The following is a 14,829-nucleotide window of genomic DNA, read 5'->3' as shown; positions in this document are numbered from 1 at the left end:
CACGCCCTGCCCCCGGCTCGGCCTGAGCACACGATAGAAAGTTTACGCAATGGATTTGAGTTCAGCCGTGATCATGGCCCTGGCGCTGGCTGCCGGCGCGATCGTCAAGGGCGCCACCGGCATGGGGCTGCCCCTGGTGGCCCTGCCGGTGCTGACCGCAGCTTTTGGCCTGCAGCATGCGGTGGGCTTGCTGACCATTCCGCTGATCGTGACCAATGCCTGGCAACTCTGGCGGTTCAGGGGCGAATCGGGCTCGCCGCGCATGGCCTTCATGCCGCTGTTTCTGGTGGGGGGTGCCGTTGGCATCGGCGTGGGCACATGGGCGCTGACCAATTTGCCCGAACGTCTGCTGATACTGGCGCTGGGGATTATCCTGCTCGCCTATGTCGTGTTGCGCCTGATGACCCCACATTGGGTTCTGAGCACCGCAATGGCCAGGCGCTGGGGGCCGCTGGCGGGGCTGGGCGGCGGTACGCTGCAAGGCGCCACGGGCATTTCGGCGCCGATCGGGGTCACCTTCATTCACGCCATGGGAATGGATCGCGCCGCCCATGTGTTTGCGGTCTCGGCCATGTTCCTGCTGTTCGCGGTGGTGCAATTGCCCGCGCTGTGGGCTGCCGGCGTCATGCAGCCGCTCTGGATGCTGCAGGGCCTGCTGGCGCTGATTCCGATCCTGATCTTCATGCCGGTGGGACAATGGGCCAGCGGCAAGCTCAGCCGGCAGGCGTTTGACCGCATGATCCTGATCTTCCTTGGTGTAATCGGGCTGAAAATGGTGCTGGGGCTATGAGGCCCCGCCCCTGTGCTTTTGCGCGATAGCGGCTTGACGAACGGACAGGCTCGTTATACCGAAGTAACTAATCAGTTACACGCAATTGGCGTATGGGAGGAATTGGAATGGCGGATAAGCGGCTTGGCCTGATCATGCATGGCGTGACCGGGCGCATGGGATACAACCAGCATTTGGTGCGCTCGATCCTGGCGATCCGGGACCAGGGCGGCGTGATGCTGTCCAATGGTGACCGGCTGGTGGTCGACCCGATCATTGTCGGCCGCGATGCTGACAAGATCGAGCGTCTGGCCAAAAAGCATGGCATCAAGCGCTGGAGCAGCGATCTCGATGCCGCGCTCGCCAATCCTGATGACACGGTGTTTTTTGACGCTGGCACGACGCTGATGCGCGCCGGGCTGATCGAAAAGGCGCTGGCCGCGGGCAAGCATGTCTATTGCGAGAAGCCGACCTCGGACAGCCTTGAGATCGCCGTCAATCTGGCCAAGACCGCTCGCGCCTCGGGTCTCAAGCATGGTGTGGTGCAGGACAAGCTGTTCCTGCCCGGCCTGATGAAGCTCAAAATGCTGCGCGATAGCGGCTTTTTCGGCGACATTCTGTCGGTGCGCGGCGAGTTCGGCTACTGGGTGTTTGAGGGCGACTGGCAGCCAAGCCAGCGTCCCAGCTGGAACTACCGCAAGAAGGATGGCGGCGGCATCATTCTCGATATGCTGTGCCACTGGCGCTATGTGCTCGACAATCTGTTCGGCGAAGTCAAAGCCGTGTCCTGCCTGGGCGCGACCCATATTCCAGAGCGCGTCGATGAGAAGGGCAATCGCTATAAGGCCGATACCGATGATGCGGCCTATGCAACCTTTGAACTGGAAGGCGGCGTGATCGCCCAGATCAATTCGAGCTGGACCACCCGCGTGCGTCGCGACGATCTGGTGACCTTCCATGTCGATGGCACCCATGGTTCGGCCGTTGCGGGCCTGCACAAGTGCTGGAGCCAGCATCGCGTCAACACGCCCAAGCCGGTGTGGAACCCCGACCAGCCCCAGACCATGAACTTCTTTGAAGACTGGGAAGAAGTGCCGGACAACTGGCCAGCCGAGAACGGCTTCAAGGCGCAGTGGGAAATGTTCCTCCGCCACGTCGCCGAAGACGCGCCATGGGAATATGGCCTGGAAGCGGGCGCCAAGGGCGTGCAGCTGGCCGAACTGGGCCTCAAGAGCTGGGATGAACGCCGCTGGCTCGATGTGCCCAAGCTGGATTTCTGATCCATTTCGCGTGAGGCACGGCCTCACCCCACCCACGGTGTCACCCCGGCCTTGAGCCGGGGCCCACCCTGAGATGTTACGGCGCTCGGTGAACGTTGAAGGACCTCAGGATGGATCCCGGCTCAAGGCCGGGATGACATCGCGTTCTTTGACGCTTTCGAGGAAGCCGAGATGCCCACCATCAACCTGCCCAATGCCGACCGGTCCATCAGCGCCTATACGCTGAGTGGCACCCCGATCCCCTTCGTTCAGCACAAGGCCAGCGATTTCAATCGCATCGCCTATGCCGCCGCCCATGTCGTGGCGGACCCGCTGGCCAGCAATGATCCATGGCTGACCCCGGCGATCGACTGGGACACGACGCTGAAATTCCGTCACCGCCTGTGGGATCTGGGTCTGGGTGTTGCCGAGGCCATGGATACCGCCCAGCGCGGCATGGGTCTGGGCTGGGCCGAGGCGCAGGAGTTGATCCGCCGCGCCCAGGCCGAAGCGCGCACCCGTGATGACAGCCTGATTGCCTATGGCGCCGGTACCGATCACCTGCAGCCGGGGCCCGATGTCACCATTGATGCGATCATTGCCACCTATGAAGAGCAGGTCGGCTTTGTCGAGGGCGAAGGCGGTCGGGTTATCCTGATGGCCAGCCGCGCGCTTGCCGCTGCAGCCAAGACCCCCGATGATTACGCCAAGGTCTATTCGCGCATTCTGAGCCAGGTGAAGCAGCCGGTGGTGATGCACTGGCTGGGCGAGATGTTTGATCCGGCCCTGGCCGGCTATTGGGGTCATGTCGACCACGACGCGGCCATGGATGTGTGCCTGGACGTCATCGCCGCCAATGCCGACAAGGTCGATGGCATCAAGATCTCGCTGCTCTCGGCAGAAAAAGAGATCGCCATGCGCCGCCGCCTGCCTGCATCGGTCAAAATGTATACCGGCGACGACTTCAACTATGCCGAGCTGATCGCTGGCGACAATCAGGGCTACTCACATGCCCTGCTGGGCATTTTCGACGCCATCGCCCCGGCCGCCTCGGCGGGCCTTGCCGCTTTGGGCAAGGGTGATGAAACGGCCTTCCATGACCTGCTTGCACCGACCGTGCCGCTGAGCCGGCATATCTTTGCCGCGCCGACGCGGTTCTACAAGACCGGCGTGGTGTTCCTGGCCTATCTCAACGGGCTGCAGGACCATTTCCAGATGATCGGCGGTCAGCAATCGACCCGTTCGGTGCAGCATCTGAGCGAGCTGTTCCGGCTGGCCGACAAGGCGCGTGTGCTGAGTGACCCCGAACTGGCCGTAAAACGCATGAATGCCGTGCTCAACGTGAACAGTGTGTCAGCATGAAGACCGATCGCGCTATCTCGATAAACCTTGCCACCACCCGTCAGGTCTGGGGCTTTGCCGAAGCCGTCGATGGCTGCCTGAAGGCCGGCATTACGGCGATTTCACCGTGGCGCGACCAGATCGCAGCCATTGGACTGGATGAAGCGGCGCGCATTGTGCGCGACAACAAGATTCAGGTCACCGGCGTGTGCCGTGGCGGCATGTTCCCCGCCGAAACCGCGGCCGGACGCCAGGCCCAGATCGACGATAACCTGCACGCCATTGACGAGGCGGCGGCACTCAATGCCGATTGTCTGGTGCTGGTGGTGGGCGGATTACCCGGTTCTTCCAAGGACTTGGTGGGTGCCCGGCAGATGGTGACCGATGGTATTGCGGCCATGCTGCCCCATGCCAAGGCCTCGGGCGTCAAGCTGGCCATCGAGCCGCTGCACCCCATGTATGCCGCCGACCGCGCCTGCATCAACACCATCGATCAGGCGCTGGATGTCTGCGAGGTTCTGGGCGAGACGGTCGGCGTCGCGATCGACGTCTACCATGTCTGGTGGGACCCGCAGCTGGCCAATGCCATTGCGCGCGCCGGCCGGATGAACCGGATTTTCGCCCATCACATCTGCGACTGGCTGGTGCCGACCAAGGATATGCTGCTTGATCGCGGCATGATGGGCGATGGCGTGATCGACCTCCCCGGTATCCGCAAGATGGTTGAGGATGCTGGCTTTTTTGGCCCGCAGGAAGTGGAAATCTTCAGCCAGGACAATTGGTGGAAGCGGCCCGGCGACGAAGTGCTCGGCGTGATCAAGGAACGCGTCGCCAGCGTCTGCTAAGAAAAGGACCCCCGGAGAGCAATCCCCGGGGGTCTTTTCAAATTCGGTGTCAGGACGCTTTGTTGTACGACAGCGTCTTGCAAAGAATGGCCGCGCGGCACCCCTGGATTGTCACCGTATTGGGGTCGATCTGCGTGATCGTGGCATCCGCGCTCATCCCGCCGGCAGCCAGAGAGCCCTTCCAGGCATTGGGGGCAATCTGCTCGGCTTCGATGACCTGCTTGCCGACAAAAGCGAGATTGTCTTCAGTAGCTGAAGCGCCTTCGAGATTGGTCAGCACCGCGCACAGGGCGGTACCGGCGCCACAAGGCTGAAATTCAAACGACGTCCCATATTCGTCGACGAAGGTGCCGCTGGGCACGGTTTCGTCACCCGCAAAGGTCGGCATGGCGATGCTGGCGCACAGTGCGGCAGCGACAAGACTGGTTTTCAGAATACGCATGAGTCTCTCCAAACGCGACAGCGCCCGCCCCAAGCAGTCGCTTAAAATTACGATTGGTTACGCAACGTCCCGAGATGCGGATCAGTTGCGTGAGACTGCCTAGCGGACAATCATCGCCGGAATGTGGCAGCGATCTCGATATGGGTGGATTGGGTAAACTGGTCCACCGCCACCAGATCGCTCATGGTGTAGCCACCGCCGATCAGAATGGCCGCATCGCGGGCAAAGGTGCGCGGATCACAGGCAATCATGACGACGGTCCTGACCTTGGACTTGGCCAGTTCCCTGACCTGCGCCTCGGCGCCGGCCCGTGGCGGGTCGAGTACGACGAAATCGTAGTTCAACTCGAACTGGGTCAGCGGATCCCGGAACAAATCGCGCGCCTTGGCGGTGATTTCGCGCAGCCCCTTGGTAAAGCGTCGAGCATGGTCAAGCGCTGCAATGCCGGGCTTGTCGGCATCGAACGCAGCCACAGGGCGCTGCTCGGCCAGTCGCAATGCGAAGGGCCCCAACCCGCAGAACAGATCAGCCACGGTCTTGGTCTTGCGATCGAGCGCCCCCAGCACGTACTCGGCCAGGGCGTTTTCAGCAGCAGCTGTGGCCTGCAGAAAGCCGCCAATCGGCAGTTCGACGCGGGCACGGCCCATTTCTATGATGGGGGGCTGGGCCTGCAGCACCATTTCGCCATTCAGGGCCAGTCGCGCCAGCTTGAAGCGGGCAACCAGCGGCGCGACACGCTCGACACGGGCCTGCTTTTTTTCGGTGCGGATGGCGACATCGAGCCCGGAAAGGCTGGCGACGAAGCTCACATCAGCCTCACCCACGGCCTGAAACACGGCGCGGGTGATATCGGGCGCCCGGGCCAGACCGGGCACCAGAATGGGGCAGGCATCAAGGTCATGTACTTCATGGCTGCGCAACCGCATATAGCCGGCGCCTTCGCGACGGGCATGCAGGCTGGCGCGGCGGCGGCCATCGCCTGCAGCATCGATAAAGCGGGTGACGCTGGCCCCAATTCCGGCGAACCGCAGCGGCGTTTCAACCAGGCCGATCTTGAACGCCTCATAGCTGGGGCGGTCCATATGCTGGAGCTGACATCCACCGCAGGCACCAAAGTGCGGGCAAAAAGGCTCAATGCGGCTTTCGGCCGGTTTGATAACCCCCATCAATGTCCCGCGATCACCATCGACAGCGATCTCGACCGTCTCTCCGGGCAGGGTAAGCGGCACGAAGACCTTGTGGCCATCGAGCTCGACGACGCCCTCGCCCTTGTGGCCGAGATTGAGAATGGTGGCGGTGCTGGTCATGATTATCCGGGGCTTGCTGAACCCGTTCAGTAGCGGCAAGCCCCGGTCAGGTCTAGTGCAGCGGTCGGCTGGCCCATTCGAGCAGGCTGGCCAATCCCACAAAAGGCACTTGGGTGTGTTCGCTCAAACCCGAGGCACAGGTGCTCACCGTTGATACCCCCAGGGTGCACGCGGAGGGGATATCCTGCTTGGCAAAGCGGGTGGCATGCGCGTTCAATTCGGGCACGAACAGGCCTTTGTCGCCGGCATAGCCACAGCAGGTGACCGAGCTGAGCACGGCAATATTGTCGGCACAGGCCCGCGCGATGGCTTCGGTCATGGGCTGCTCAGCCAGACGCTGGGCCGAGCAATTGTGATGCACCGCGACGGTTGGCAGCTTTTGCGTAATGGTCAGGCCGGGCAGGATATGGCTGAGCAGGAACTGGCTCGAATCGAGCACAGGCGCATCGCCGGGGAACTCCCGCAAATGCTTGGCGCAGGTTGAAGCATCGGTGACCACGCTCAAGCGGCCCGCATCGGAAAGGGACGATAGTTCGCGCTTGAGCTCGCTGCCAACACTGGCAGCCTGCTCGGGAAAACCCTTGGACCGGAAAGGTTGGCCACAGCACTGACCGTTGAGATGTTCAGGCATGATCACATCGAACCCGGCGCGTTCGAGCAGGGCCAGCATCGCATCGGGCACCGATAGCAGGCCATGGTCGGTTTTGGGGGCGCCAAACATGCGGGTGGCGCAGCTGGGGAAATAGACGATCGACTGTCGACCGCTCTGGGCGATGGGCACCGGAAACCCGGCCTGGCGCGGGTCCTGCCTGCTCTGACGTGGCTGGGGGGCACCCGGCCCGGCATGCAGAGCGTGGGAAACGCGTGGTATTCGTTTTCCAGTCAACCGACGGGCACCCTCGGTCATCGTCTCCACCGCCGCGGCGGGAATGACGACGCGGGCCGCATCGGCCAGGCCGACGCCGGCGCGCATCAAGGTTTCGACACCGCCACGATGATCAGCGACAAAGCCCGCGATGGATCGTGCTGTGTCGCCGCGACGCTGGGCGCGCTGGTCCATGATCATGGTGCCGGTTTCAATGCCCACGGGGCACCGCACAGAGCACAGATTGCACGCGGCGCAGGTATCAAGACCTGGATACTGGAAATCCTCATCCAGCTTCCTGAGACGTTCTGGGTCCTCGCCGGTGGCGCGCAACCGGGCGCGCTCACGGGTGACGGCGATTCGCTGACGTGGCGACAGGGTCATCTGGTGGCTCGGGCAAGCCGGTTCGCAAAAGCCGCATTCGATGCACATATCGACCAGTTCATCGGCCAGCGGCATGACTTTGAGGTTCTTGATGTGGATCTTGTCGTCGGGATTGAGCAAGACCCCCGGATTGAGCAGTCCTTCGGGGTCGAAAAGCGCCTTAATGCGGTGCATCAGCGCATAGGCTGTGCTGCCCCATTCGGCTTCAACGAAGGCGGCGATGGCACGGCCCGTCCCGTGCTCGGCCTTGAGCGAGCCGCCATATGCCACCGATACGAGATCGCTCAGTGCCTTGGAAAAAGCATCGAAACGCGCGGCAGCATCAGGCTGGGAGAAGTCGTCGCTCATCTGGAAGTGCAAATTGCCGGCCAGAGCATGGCCAAAAATTATGGCATCGTCATAGCCGTGATCATCGAGCAATTGACGCATGTCGATAACGAACTCGGCCAGCCGTTCAATCGGCGCAGCAACGTCTTCGGTCAACATGGCCGTGCCCTTGGGGCGGGCGGCGCCGCCCGAGGCAAAAAAGCCCTTGCGGATGTCCCACAGCGCATGGCTGCGCGCTTCGTCGGTCGAAAAATCAACATGGGTGGCGCCATGGCGAGACAGCAGTTCAACCGCCTTGGCGACTTCGGCTTCAAGCGTGTCGGAGTCTGGCGCGGTTACGTCGATCAGTACGGCGGGGGAGTTGTCCGTCAGCCAGGGCAACAAGGGCGCCATGGGGGCAAGGTGTTCCACCGTCGCCAGGGCACGGCGCTCAATATATTCGGCGGCGGTGACGCCCGTGGTCACCTGCACGCCGCCATTGGCCATTTCAATGATGGCCCGTCCAGCCGATTGCGGATCAGGAAACGGGACTAGTGCGGTGGATTTGAAAGGGTGCTCGGGGACCGTATTGTAGGTCACCTCGGAAACGAAGCCGAGCGTGCCCTCAGAGCCGACCATCAGATGGATCAGGATGTCGAGCGGGTCGTGAAAATCGATCAACGCATTGAGCGAATAGCCCACCGTGTTCTTGATGGCGTATTTCTTGCGGATCAGGGCGACCAGTTCGGCGTCGCCGGCAACCTCGTGATGGAGTTGGTGCAGCCCCTCAAGCATGCTGGCGTGACTTGCCCGGAAGGCGTCGCAACTGGCCTGATCGCCCGAATCAAGCATGGTGCCATCGGTCAGCACGATGCGCAGGCGCGCCATGGTATGGTAGGTGTTCTGGGCCACCCCACAGCACATGCCCGAGGAATTGTTATTGACCACGCCGCCGATCTTGCAGGTGGCCTGGCTGGCCGGATCGGGCCCGATCTTTTTGTCAAATGGCTTGAGGGCCTTGTTTGCATTGGCCACGATAATGGCGGGACCCAGCGTGATCTGCTCGGCTCCTGGATGGATGTCGAGCTTGCGCCAGCCATCGCCGAGTACGGCCAGAACGCCATCGGTGACGGCCTGCCCCGATAGTGATGTACCGGCAGCGCGGAAGGTGATGGGCAGGTTTTCGGCGCGGGCGGCGGCCATGACGGCCCGCACCTCATCTTCTGAATTGATGAAGACCACCGCGGCCGGAATGAGCCGATAGGAGCTGGCATCGCCGCTCCAGGCATAGGTCATCAAGGGATCGGTATACATGCGGCCGGCCACCTGCCCCTTGAGGCGGGCGACGAGGCGTTCGCCGGCGGCCTGACGGTCGGGCGTGACCTGATGTACTGGAGATTTGGGGGCGGGTCTGAGATCGGCTTGCTGCATGCCCCCTAACTAACATGTTAGCATTTGGATGCGAAGGGGCTTGTTTGGGGCGCGCGCAATGTCGCGCCCCAAAATGTCAGATATCGACGTCGTCCTCGCTGAGGGCATGAAGGCGTCGCGCCGCGCGCTGCAGGACTTCGGCTGCCTTGCGCTGCTGATCCTCGGAGCCGTGCCGTACCGCCTTGATCGCCGCCTTGAGTTCACGACGGGCTCGGTTGAGTTCGGGGACCACGTTCTTGAGGTCCTGATCGGGCTTTGGCGTGCCCCGGGGCCGCTCGGCGTCCTCGCCCTGCGCTTCCTGCTGCGCCGACCAGTCGGCTTTGGCGAATTCGCGGAAGCGTTGCATCTGCTCGCCGGCCTTGGCCAGGAAGCTCAAGGTTGATTCAATGGCCTCGCGATTGTCGCTCAGATGCGCCCGGCCTTCATCGGTGATGGTATAGAGCTTCTTGTTGCCATCCGCATGGGAGCTGGCAAAGCCGGCTTCCTCGAGGAAGGTCAATGCCGGATAGACCACGCCGGGACTGGGCGAATAGAAGCCGCCAGATTTTTCTTCGATTGCCTTGATCAGGTCATAGCCATGACGCGGCTGCTCTTCGATCAGGAACAACGCCACCAGCCGCAGATCACCTGAAGCCAGCATGCGGCCGATGCGGAAATTACCGCCCATATTGCCCCAGTTTTCGGCGCTATCGATGCCAGCGGCAACACGGCCCCAGCCGCGACGGGCCATGGCCTCCATGCGGCGCCAATTGGGCTCGCCATCTTTCCAGTATGTACTCATATATGTTCTCCGATATATCTTAAGTTCGATTGAGACAGCACATCATGGCAAAATCACGCAGTTTCAAGATATATCGCAGAAGTGTTATCGAAGGGAGTGCGCAGCAAAAAGCCCGCAGCGAAACTGCGGGCTGATTGAAGTCGGATCGCGCTGACGATCAGGCGGTGCCGGCTTCGTCTGCCAGATTGGACGCCTTGTCGAACTGGCCATGCTTGCGGAAGCGCCAGAGATAGGTTGGCAGGATGGTGTCCATTGCGGTGGGCACGATGCCCATGCCGGCAAAGGTACGTTTTTCCTTGATGGCCGCGTCGGACACCACGTTGTCGACGCTGAGCAATTCGACCTGATCGGCGGTCAGCAGCGGCGGGAAAGGCAGGATGGACATGATGCCGGCCAGCATCTTTCCCATGCCGAACGATAGCGGCAGCAATGGCCGGCTACGCAGCGCTTCGCGCTGAATGCGCTCGAGCAGCTCGCGATGGGTTTCGACCTGCGGGCCACCAAGTTCATAGATTTTGCCGGGCTTGAGCTGGCCTTCACCCGCCAGCACGAATGCTTCGGCCACGTCCGCGACATAGGCGGGCTGGAATTTGGTGTCGCCACCAATCAGCGGCAGCACGGGGAACAGGCGCGCCAGACCTGCCATAAGATTGAAGAAACCGTCGCCCTGACCAAACAGCAGCGAGGGACGCATCACAATGGCGCCGGGAAAGGCGTCGAACACGGCCTGTTCGCCAGCCAGTTTGGAAGCTGCATAGGCGCTGATCTCGGCGGCCTTGTCGACGCCAAGCGCTGACATATGCACCAGCGCACCGGCACCAGCAGCCTTGGCAGCCTGGGCGATGGTGCGCGCGCCATCCACATGGACCGCCTGAAATGTCTGAGCACCCTTGTTGGCGCCGATACCCACCAGATTGATGACGATATCAGCCCCGGCCACGGCACGTTCAATCGAGGCCATGTTGCGGATATTGGCCTGAACCGGAACAACCTGCCCCACTGTACCAAGCGGACGGACATGGCCAGCCAGGTCGGGACGCCGGACGGCGACCCGGACACGATGGCCCTTGGCAGCCAGCAATTGCACGATCTGTGTTCCCACAAAGCCCGAGCCGCCAAACACGGTAACGAGTTTTGGATCAAGACTTTGCATGGATGGGCTCCGGTATAAGGGGCAATACGTTCCCGCTTCTAGCGCAAGGCTGCGCCTACTGTCGAGGGCAGAAACCCTGTTTCGGCTTGACTCCGCTCCACCGATGTTCTTCTTTTGTTCACTATCAAGACGAGGAAACACCATGGCAACTCTAGAACGAGAATATCACGGGCACTGCCATTGCGGTGCCGTCCGGTTTACGGCGCGGACCGATCTTGCCGGCATGGGTGACTGCAACTGTTCACGCTGCCGGCGTCTGGGCTGGGTGATGCAATCGGTGCCTGCCAGCGACTTTGCGCTTATTTCGGGTGCGGACAATCTGACGCTCTACCAGTTCAGCACCCAGACCATCGCGCATCTATTCTGCAAGACCTGCGGAATTGAAGCGTTTGCACGCGGCAGCGACGGCAAGGGGCAGGAGTTGGTGATGGTCAATATCAACTGTCTGGAGGATGTGCCGCCCATCGATCGCAGCGCCATCAAGCACTGGGATGGTGCGAATTGGTGAGCGCTGCGCGAATAGGTGATTGACAACGCTCACCGCTGCCCCTAGTTACCGCCCTGCTTGCCCAGATGGCGGAATTGGTAGACGCGCACGGTTCAGGTCCGTGTACCGCAAGGTGTGGAAGTTCGAGTCTTCTTCTGGGCACCAAGTTTAGACCCCGGTCCGACGAAAGTCGTGGCCGGGGTTTTTGGTTTTCGGGACCCCTGGCGCGAGCCCAGGTGAAATGCAGGGTGCGCATTGCCAGCGCATCGATCACAGCCGCTTCGTCACAGGTGAGCGATTGTTGTGCAGCGCACGCCAAATCTTGCTCCGTTAGCGCGCCTCATCATATCAAGCTTTCTTTATATCCTCCTTGACCGGTTGGCTCATGGGTGTCACAAACCCCATAGAAATGCTCGTTTTGAGCGCTTTTGAGCAAAATCAGGGGATGTTGCGTGGTCCGATCATCTTTTCTCTTCACCTCGGAATCGGTTTCCGAAGGTCATCCGGACAAGGTCTGCGACCGGATCAGCGACGAAATTGTTGATATGGTATTCCGCGAGGCCAAGAAGGCCGGCATGAGCCCAGCCCAGGTCCGCACGGCCTGCGAAACCCTGGCCACGACCAATCGCGTCATCATCGCGGGCGAAGTACGCGTCCCCGAATCGCTGCTGAAAAAGGACAAGGCGGGCAACATCATGCTCGATGCCGCCGGCAATCCAGTGGTCAATCCATCCAAATTCAAGTCGGCAGCGCGCAAGGCCATTCGCGCCATTGGTTATGAGCAGCCTGGTTTCCACTGGAAGACCTGCCGCATTGACGTGCTGCTGCACGGCCAGTCCGCCGATATCGCCCAGGGCGTCGATGAGTCGGGCAACAAGGATGTTGGCGCTGGCGATCAGGGCATCATGTTTGGCTATGCATCGCGCGAGACGCCGGAATTGATGCCGGCGCCGGTCTATTACGCCCACAAGATCCTCGAATCACTGACATTGGCGCGCAAGGAAGGCACCGGCCCCGCCAAGGTGCTGGGCCCCGACGCCAAGAGCCAGGTGACGATGCGCTATCAGGACGGCAAGCCCGTCGCGGTGACCCAGATCGTGCTGTCGACCCAGCATCTGGACGAGACGCTGACGTCTGCCGATGTCCGCAAGATTGTCGAGCCCTACATCCGCGAAGCCCTGCCCGATGGCTGGATTTCCGATGAAACGGTCTGGCACATCAACCCGACCGGCAAGTTCGTGGTTGGCGGCCCCGATGGCGATGCCGGTCTGACCGGTCGCAAGATCATTGTGGACACCTATGGTGGCGCAGCCCCGCATGGCGGCGGCGCGTTCTCGGGCAAGGATCCCACCAAGGTTGACCGCTCGGCTGCCTATGCCGCGCGTTATCTCGCCAAGAATGTGGTGGCAGCCGGCATGGCCGAGCGCGCCACGATCCAGCTCAGCTATGCCATCGGCGTGGCGCACCCACTCTCGATCAATGTCAATCTGCATGACACCGGCACGGTGGACGAGGAAGTGGTCGAAGCGGCTCTGGCCAAGGTAATGGATTTGTCGCCGCGCGGCATCCGCACCCATCTCGATCTCAACAAGCCCATCTATGCCAAGACTGCAGCCTATGGCCATTTCGGTCGCAAGGCGGGTCGCGATGGCAGCTTCTCGTGGGAAAAGACCGATCTGGTCAGCGCCCTCAAGGCCGCCGTAAAGTAGGCTCGACATGTCGCACGAACTGCCAAAAACGCGCGATGGCGCGCCCCGCGCGTTTTTTGGCCGTCGGTCTGGCAAGAAACTGCATGGCGGGCAGCAGGCGGTGTTCGACGCCACCCTGCCCAATCTGGAAATCAAGCTCGCGGGTCCGCTTGATCCGCGCAGCCTTTTTCCCGATGCCGACAGGCTGATTGTTGAAATCGGTTATGGCGGCGGCGAGCATCTGGCGCTTGAGGCGGCAAACCATCCCGAGACCGGCTATATTGGCTGCGAGGTTTTTACCGGCGGGATCGGCAAGATGGTGCAGACCATCGCTGCCGAGGGTCTGGAAAATATTCGGCTGTTCACTGACGATGCCTTCAAGCTGCTGACCGAGTTGCCCGATGCGAGCCTGGATGAGGTTTATCTGCTCTATCCTGACCCCTGGCCCAAGACGCGGCATCACAAGCGGCGCTTTGTGTCACCCACCACGCTGGCCGAGCTGGCGCGGGTGATCCGGCCAGGTGGCGTTTTTCACTTCGCCACCGATATCGAAGACTACGCCAACTGGACGCTGGCCCATATCGTGCGCACGCCAGAATTTGCGTTTGCGCCGGAAAAACCGGGCGACTGGCACCAACCCTATCCGGGCTGGCAGGCGACGCGGTATGAGCAGAAAGCGCGCCGCGAAGGCCGCATGATCAGTTTTTACCTGAGCTTCACGCGCGCCTGAGCGGCCAGCAATTTGGTAAGCATGGCGACGATTTCAGCCCGTCAGCACTGGAACATGCACCATCACGCCCCATATGCGGGACTTGGTCCACTGTTCCGAGATGCGTCATGTCCCAGTCGAGAAGCCTGCCACCGGATTCAGACATGCTGGTGGTCAGGCCCGGCAAATGGACATTGGTTATCGTCACCCTGCTGCGCGCCGAGACACTGCGGTTCAATGAACTCAAGCGCGTTTCGGGCGGCATCTCTCAAAAAATGCTGACCACCACGCTGCGGGAGCTGGAGCGCGATGGTTTCGTGACACGAACCATGTTCGCCACGATCCCGCCCCGTGTTGATTATGAATTGACCGAACTCGGCCGCGAATTGCTTGAGCTGGCCGATAGCTGGCGAGTGTTTGCCGCGCGCAATCGAACACAAGTCGAAGCGGCGCGGCAGCGCTTCGACACCTCGGGCGGTGAGCCGGCTGTCCGACTCATCCATTCCGCCTGAGCTACGGGCGCCGTCGGCCAGTACCGCCGGCGCCGTGGTTTTCTGGCCTTAGTACGTTACTGGCTGCAGCAAGCCGGGTGTGAACAACTGCATGGACTGCGTGCCATCAGGGTTGGTCACGAAGGCGCGGACCAGATCGCCCCATTCTTCGACATCGGTGGCGGCGACGCCCTGCTGCTGCAGGCGAACGAGAATGCTGTCGGCGATGAATTCGCGCATTTCGGGGGTGCCATCACCAAAGGCGGTGTCGGCCATGGCGGGCGCAGCGACGCCAACCATAGAGGCGGCAGCAACAAGGGCGATGAGTGTGTTCTTGATCATTTCAATATTCCTTCTTGGTGGGGTTAGAGCGTTACTGGCTGCAGCAAGCCGGGAGTGAACAACTGCATGGACTGCGTGCCATCAGGGTTGGTCACGAAGGCACGGACCAGATCGCCCCATTCTTCGACATCGGTGGCGGCGACGCCCTGCTGCTGCAGGCGAACGAGAATGCTGTCGGCGATGAATTCGCGCATTTCGGGGGTGCCATCACCAAAGGCGGTGTCGGCCA

Annotated in this window: 15 protein-coding genes and 1 tRNA gene; 9 read left to right on the top strand and 7 right to left on the bottom strand. The window is 61.5% G+C overall.

The genetic code is table 11. The annotated features are described in order from the left end of the window. The first annotated feature begins 49 nt into the window (after positions 1-49). The 4 genes from KD146_RS17345 to KD146_RS17330 all read left to right on the top strand — a co-directional run bounded on the left by KD146_RS17345 (position 50) and on the right by KD146_RS17330 (position 4,214). Positions 50-790 carry a sulfite exporter TauE/SafE family protein gene (locus KD146_RS17345; protein WP_212660111.1) on the top strand — a complete coding sequence of 247 codons (741 nt, stop codon included), beginning with the start codon at positions 50-52 and terminating at the stop codon, positions 788-790. A 107-nt stretch (positions 791-897) separates the two neighbouring features. Further along, positions 898-2,049 (top strand): Gfo/Idh/MocA family protein, encoded by a 1,152-nt coding sequence (locus tag KD146_RS17340; RefSeq protein ID WP_212660110.1) that lies wholly within the window; start codon positions 898-900, stop codon positions 2,047-2,049. Between the two features lie 171 nt (positions 2,050-2,220). Next, entirely contained in the window at positions 2,221-3,390 is a 1,170-nt protein-coding gene (locus KD146_RS17335; protein ID WP_212660109.1) for a dihydrodipicolinate synthase family protein, read from the top strand. Then, complete coding sequence (locus KD146_RS17330; RefSeq protein ID WP_212660108.1) at positions 3,387-4,214, top strand: sugar phosphate isomerase/epimerase family protein; 828 nt, start codon at positions 3,387-3,389, stop codon at positions 4,212-4,214. The genes KD146_RS17335 and KD146_RS17330 overlap by 4 nt, the downstream gene beginning before the upstream one ends. 49 nt (positions 4,215-4,263) lie before the next feature. Here the strand turns inward: KD146_RS17330 and KD146_RS17325 are convergent, their stop codons facing one another. The 5 genes from KD146_RS17325 to KD146_RS17305 form a co-directional block, all read right to left on the bottom strand. After that, positions 4,264-4,656 carry a hypothetical protein gene (locus KD146_RS17325; protein ID WP_212660107.1) on the bottom strand — a complete coding sequence of 131 codons (393 nt, stop codon included), beginning with the start codon at positions 4,654-4,656 and terminating at the stop codon, positions 4,264-4,266. 110 nt (positions 4,657-4,766) lie between these two features. Next, positions 4,767-5,963 (bottom strand): class I SAM-dependent RNA methyltransferase, encoded by a 1,197-nt coding sequence (locus tag KD146_RS17320; protein ID WP_212660106.1) that lies wholly within the window; start codon positions 5,961-5,963, stop codon positions 4,767-4,769. 52 nt (positions 5,964-6,015) lie between these two features. Next, the gene (locus KD146_RS17315; protein ID WP_212660105.1) at positions 6,016-8,949 is read right to left on the bottom strand and encodes an FAD-binding and (Fe-S)-binding domain-containing protein; all 2,934 of its coding nucleotides are present in this window, start codon (positions 8,947-8,949) and stop codon (positions 6,016-6,018) included. A gap of 76 nt (positions 8,950-9,025) precedes the next feature. Then, positions 9,026-9,730: a PadR family transcriptional regulator gene (locus KD146_RS17310; RefSeq protein WP_249327982.1), complete on the bottom strand. Its 705-nt coding sequence runs from the start codon at positions 9,728-9,730 to the stop codon at positions 9,026-9,028. Positions 9,731-9,887: 157 nt separating this feature from the next. Continuing rightward, positions 9,888-10,883, bottom strand: a complete 996-nt coding sequence (locus KD146_RS17305; RefSeq protein WP_212660104.1) for a complex I NDUFA9 subunit family protein — start codon at positions 10,881-10,883, stop codon at positions 9,888-9,890. A 142-nt stretch (positions 10,884-11,025) separates the two neighbouring features. Here KD146_RS17305 and KD146_RS17300 point away from each other — a divergent pair, with 142 nt between their 5' ends. The 5 genes from KD146_RS17300 (at position 11,026) to KD146_RS17280 (ending at position 14,279) form a co-directional block, all read left to right on the top strand. Next, positions 11,026-11,391: a GFA family protein gene (locus tag KD146_RS17300; RefSeq protein WP_212660103.1), complete on the top strand. Its 366-nt coding sequence runs from the start codon at positions 11,026-11,028 to the stop codon at positions 11,389-11,391. Between the two features lie 59 nt (positions 11,392-11,450). Then, positions 11,451-11,535, top strand: a tRNA-Leu gene (locus KD146_RS17295). A gap of 263 nt (positions 11,536-11,798) precedes the next feature. Beyond that, entirely contained in the window at positions 11,799-13,079 is a 1,281-nt protein-coding gene (metK, locus tag KD146_RS17290; protein ID WP_249327981.1) for a methionine adenosyltransferase, read from the top strand. 7 nt (positions 13,080-13,086) lie between these two features. After that, a complete protein-coding gene (gene trmB / locus KD146_RS17285) occupies positions 13,087-13,788 on the top strand; it encodes a tRNA (guanosine(46)-N7)-methyltransferase TrmB (RefSeq protein ID WP_212660101.1) in 702 nt (233 codons plus the stop codon). A 107-nt stretch (positions 13,789-13,895) separates the two neighbouring features. After that, complete coding sequence (locus tag KD146_RS17280) at positions 13,896-14,279, top strand: winged helix-turn-helix transcriptional regulator (protein WP_212660100.1); 384 nt, start codon at positions 13,896-13,898, stop codon at positions 14,277-14,279. Positions 14,280-14,327: 48 nt separating this feature from the next. Here the strand turns inward: KD146_RS17280 and KD146_RS17275 are convergent, their stop codons facing one another. Both KD146_RS17275 and KD146_RS17270 read right to left on the bottom strand, forming a co-directional pair. Beyond that, complete coding sequence (locus KD146_RS17275) at positions 14,328-14,600, bottom strand: hypothetical protein (protein WP_212660099.1); 273 nt, start codon at positions 14,598-14,600, stop codon at positions 14,328-14,330. A gap of 23 nt (positions 14,601-14,623) precedes the next feature. After that, on the bottom strand, positions 14,624-14,829 hold a 206-nt coding region (locus KD146_RS17270), incomplete at its 5' end, for a hypothetical protein (protein ID WP_212660098.1).

The organism is Devosia litorisediminis, from assembly GCF_018334155.1.
Taxonomy (GTDB): domain Bacteria; phylum Pseudomonadota; class Alphaproteobacteria; order Rhizobiales; family Devosiaceae; genus Devosia; species Devosia litorisediminis.
The sequence above is the reverse complement of the archived record's forward strand: the minus strand, read 5'-3'. Positions and strand labels throughout refer to the sequence as shown.

Excerpts from the sequence above, each read along its gene's own strand:
- KD146_RS17340 (WP_212660110.1), top strand. The coding sequence starts at position 898 with ATGGCGGATAAGCGGCTTGGCCTGATCATGCATGGCGTGACCGGGCGC.
- KD146_RS17310 (WP_249327982.1), bottom strand. The coding sequence starts at position 9,730 with ATGAGTACATACTGGAAAGATGGCGAGCCCAATTGGCGCCGCATGGAG.
- KD146_RS17325 (WP_212660107.1), bottom strand. The coding sequence starts at position 4,656 with ATGCGTATTCTGAAAACCAGTCTTGTCGCTGCCGCACTGTGCGCCAGC.
- KD146_RS17315 (WP_212660105.1), bottom strand. The coding sequence starts at position 8,949 with ATGCAGCAAGCCGATCTCAGACCCGCCCCCAAATCTCCAGTACATCAG.
- KD146_RS17345 (WP_212660111.1), top strand. The coding sequence starts at position 50 with ATGGATTTGAGTTCAGCCGTGATCATGGCCCTGGCGCTGGCTGCCGGC.
- KD146_RS17300 (WP_212660103.1), top strand. The coding sequence starts at position 11,026 with ATGGCAACTCTAGAACGAGAATATCACGGGCACTGCCATTGCGGTGCC.
- KD146_RS17335 (WP_212660109.1), top strand. The coding sequence starts at position 2,221 with ATGCCCACCATCAACCTGCCCAATGCCGACCGGTCCATCAGCGCCTAT.
- KD146_RS17330 (WP_212660108.1), top strand. The coding sequence starts at position 3,387 with ATGAAGACCGATCGCGCTATCTCGATAAACCTTGCCACCACCCGTCAG.
- KD146_RS17280 (WP_212660100.1), top strand. The coding sequence starts at position 13,896 with ATGTCCCAGTCGAGAAGCCTGCCACCGGATTCAGACATGCTGGTGGTC.
- KD146_RS17275 (WP_212660099.1), bottom strand. The coding sequence starts at position 14,600 with ATGATCAAGAACACACTCATCGCCCTTGTTGCTGCCGCCTCTATGGTT.
- KD146_RS17305 (WP_212660104.1), bottom strand. The coding sequence starts at position 10,883 with ATGCAAAGTCTTGATCCAAAACTCGTTACCGTGTTTGGCGGCTCGGGC.
- KD146_RS17320 (WP_212660106.1), bottom strand. The coding sequence starts at position 5,963 with ATGACCAGCACCGCCACCATTCTCAATCTCGGCCACAAGGGCGAGGGC.
- trmB (WP_212660101.1), top strand. The coding sequence starts at position 13,087 with ATGTCGCACGAACTGCCAAAAACGCGCGATGGCGCGCCCCGCGCGTTT.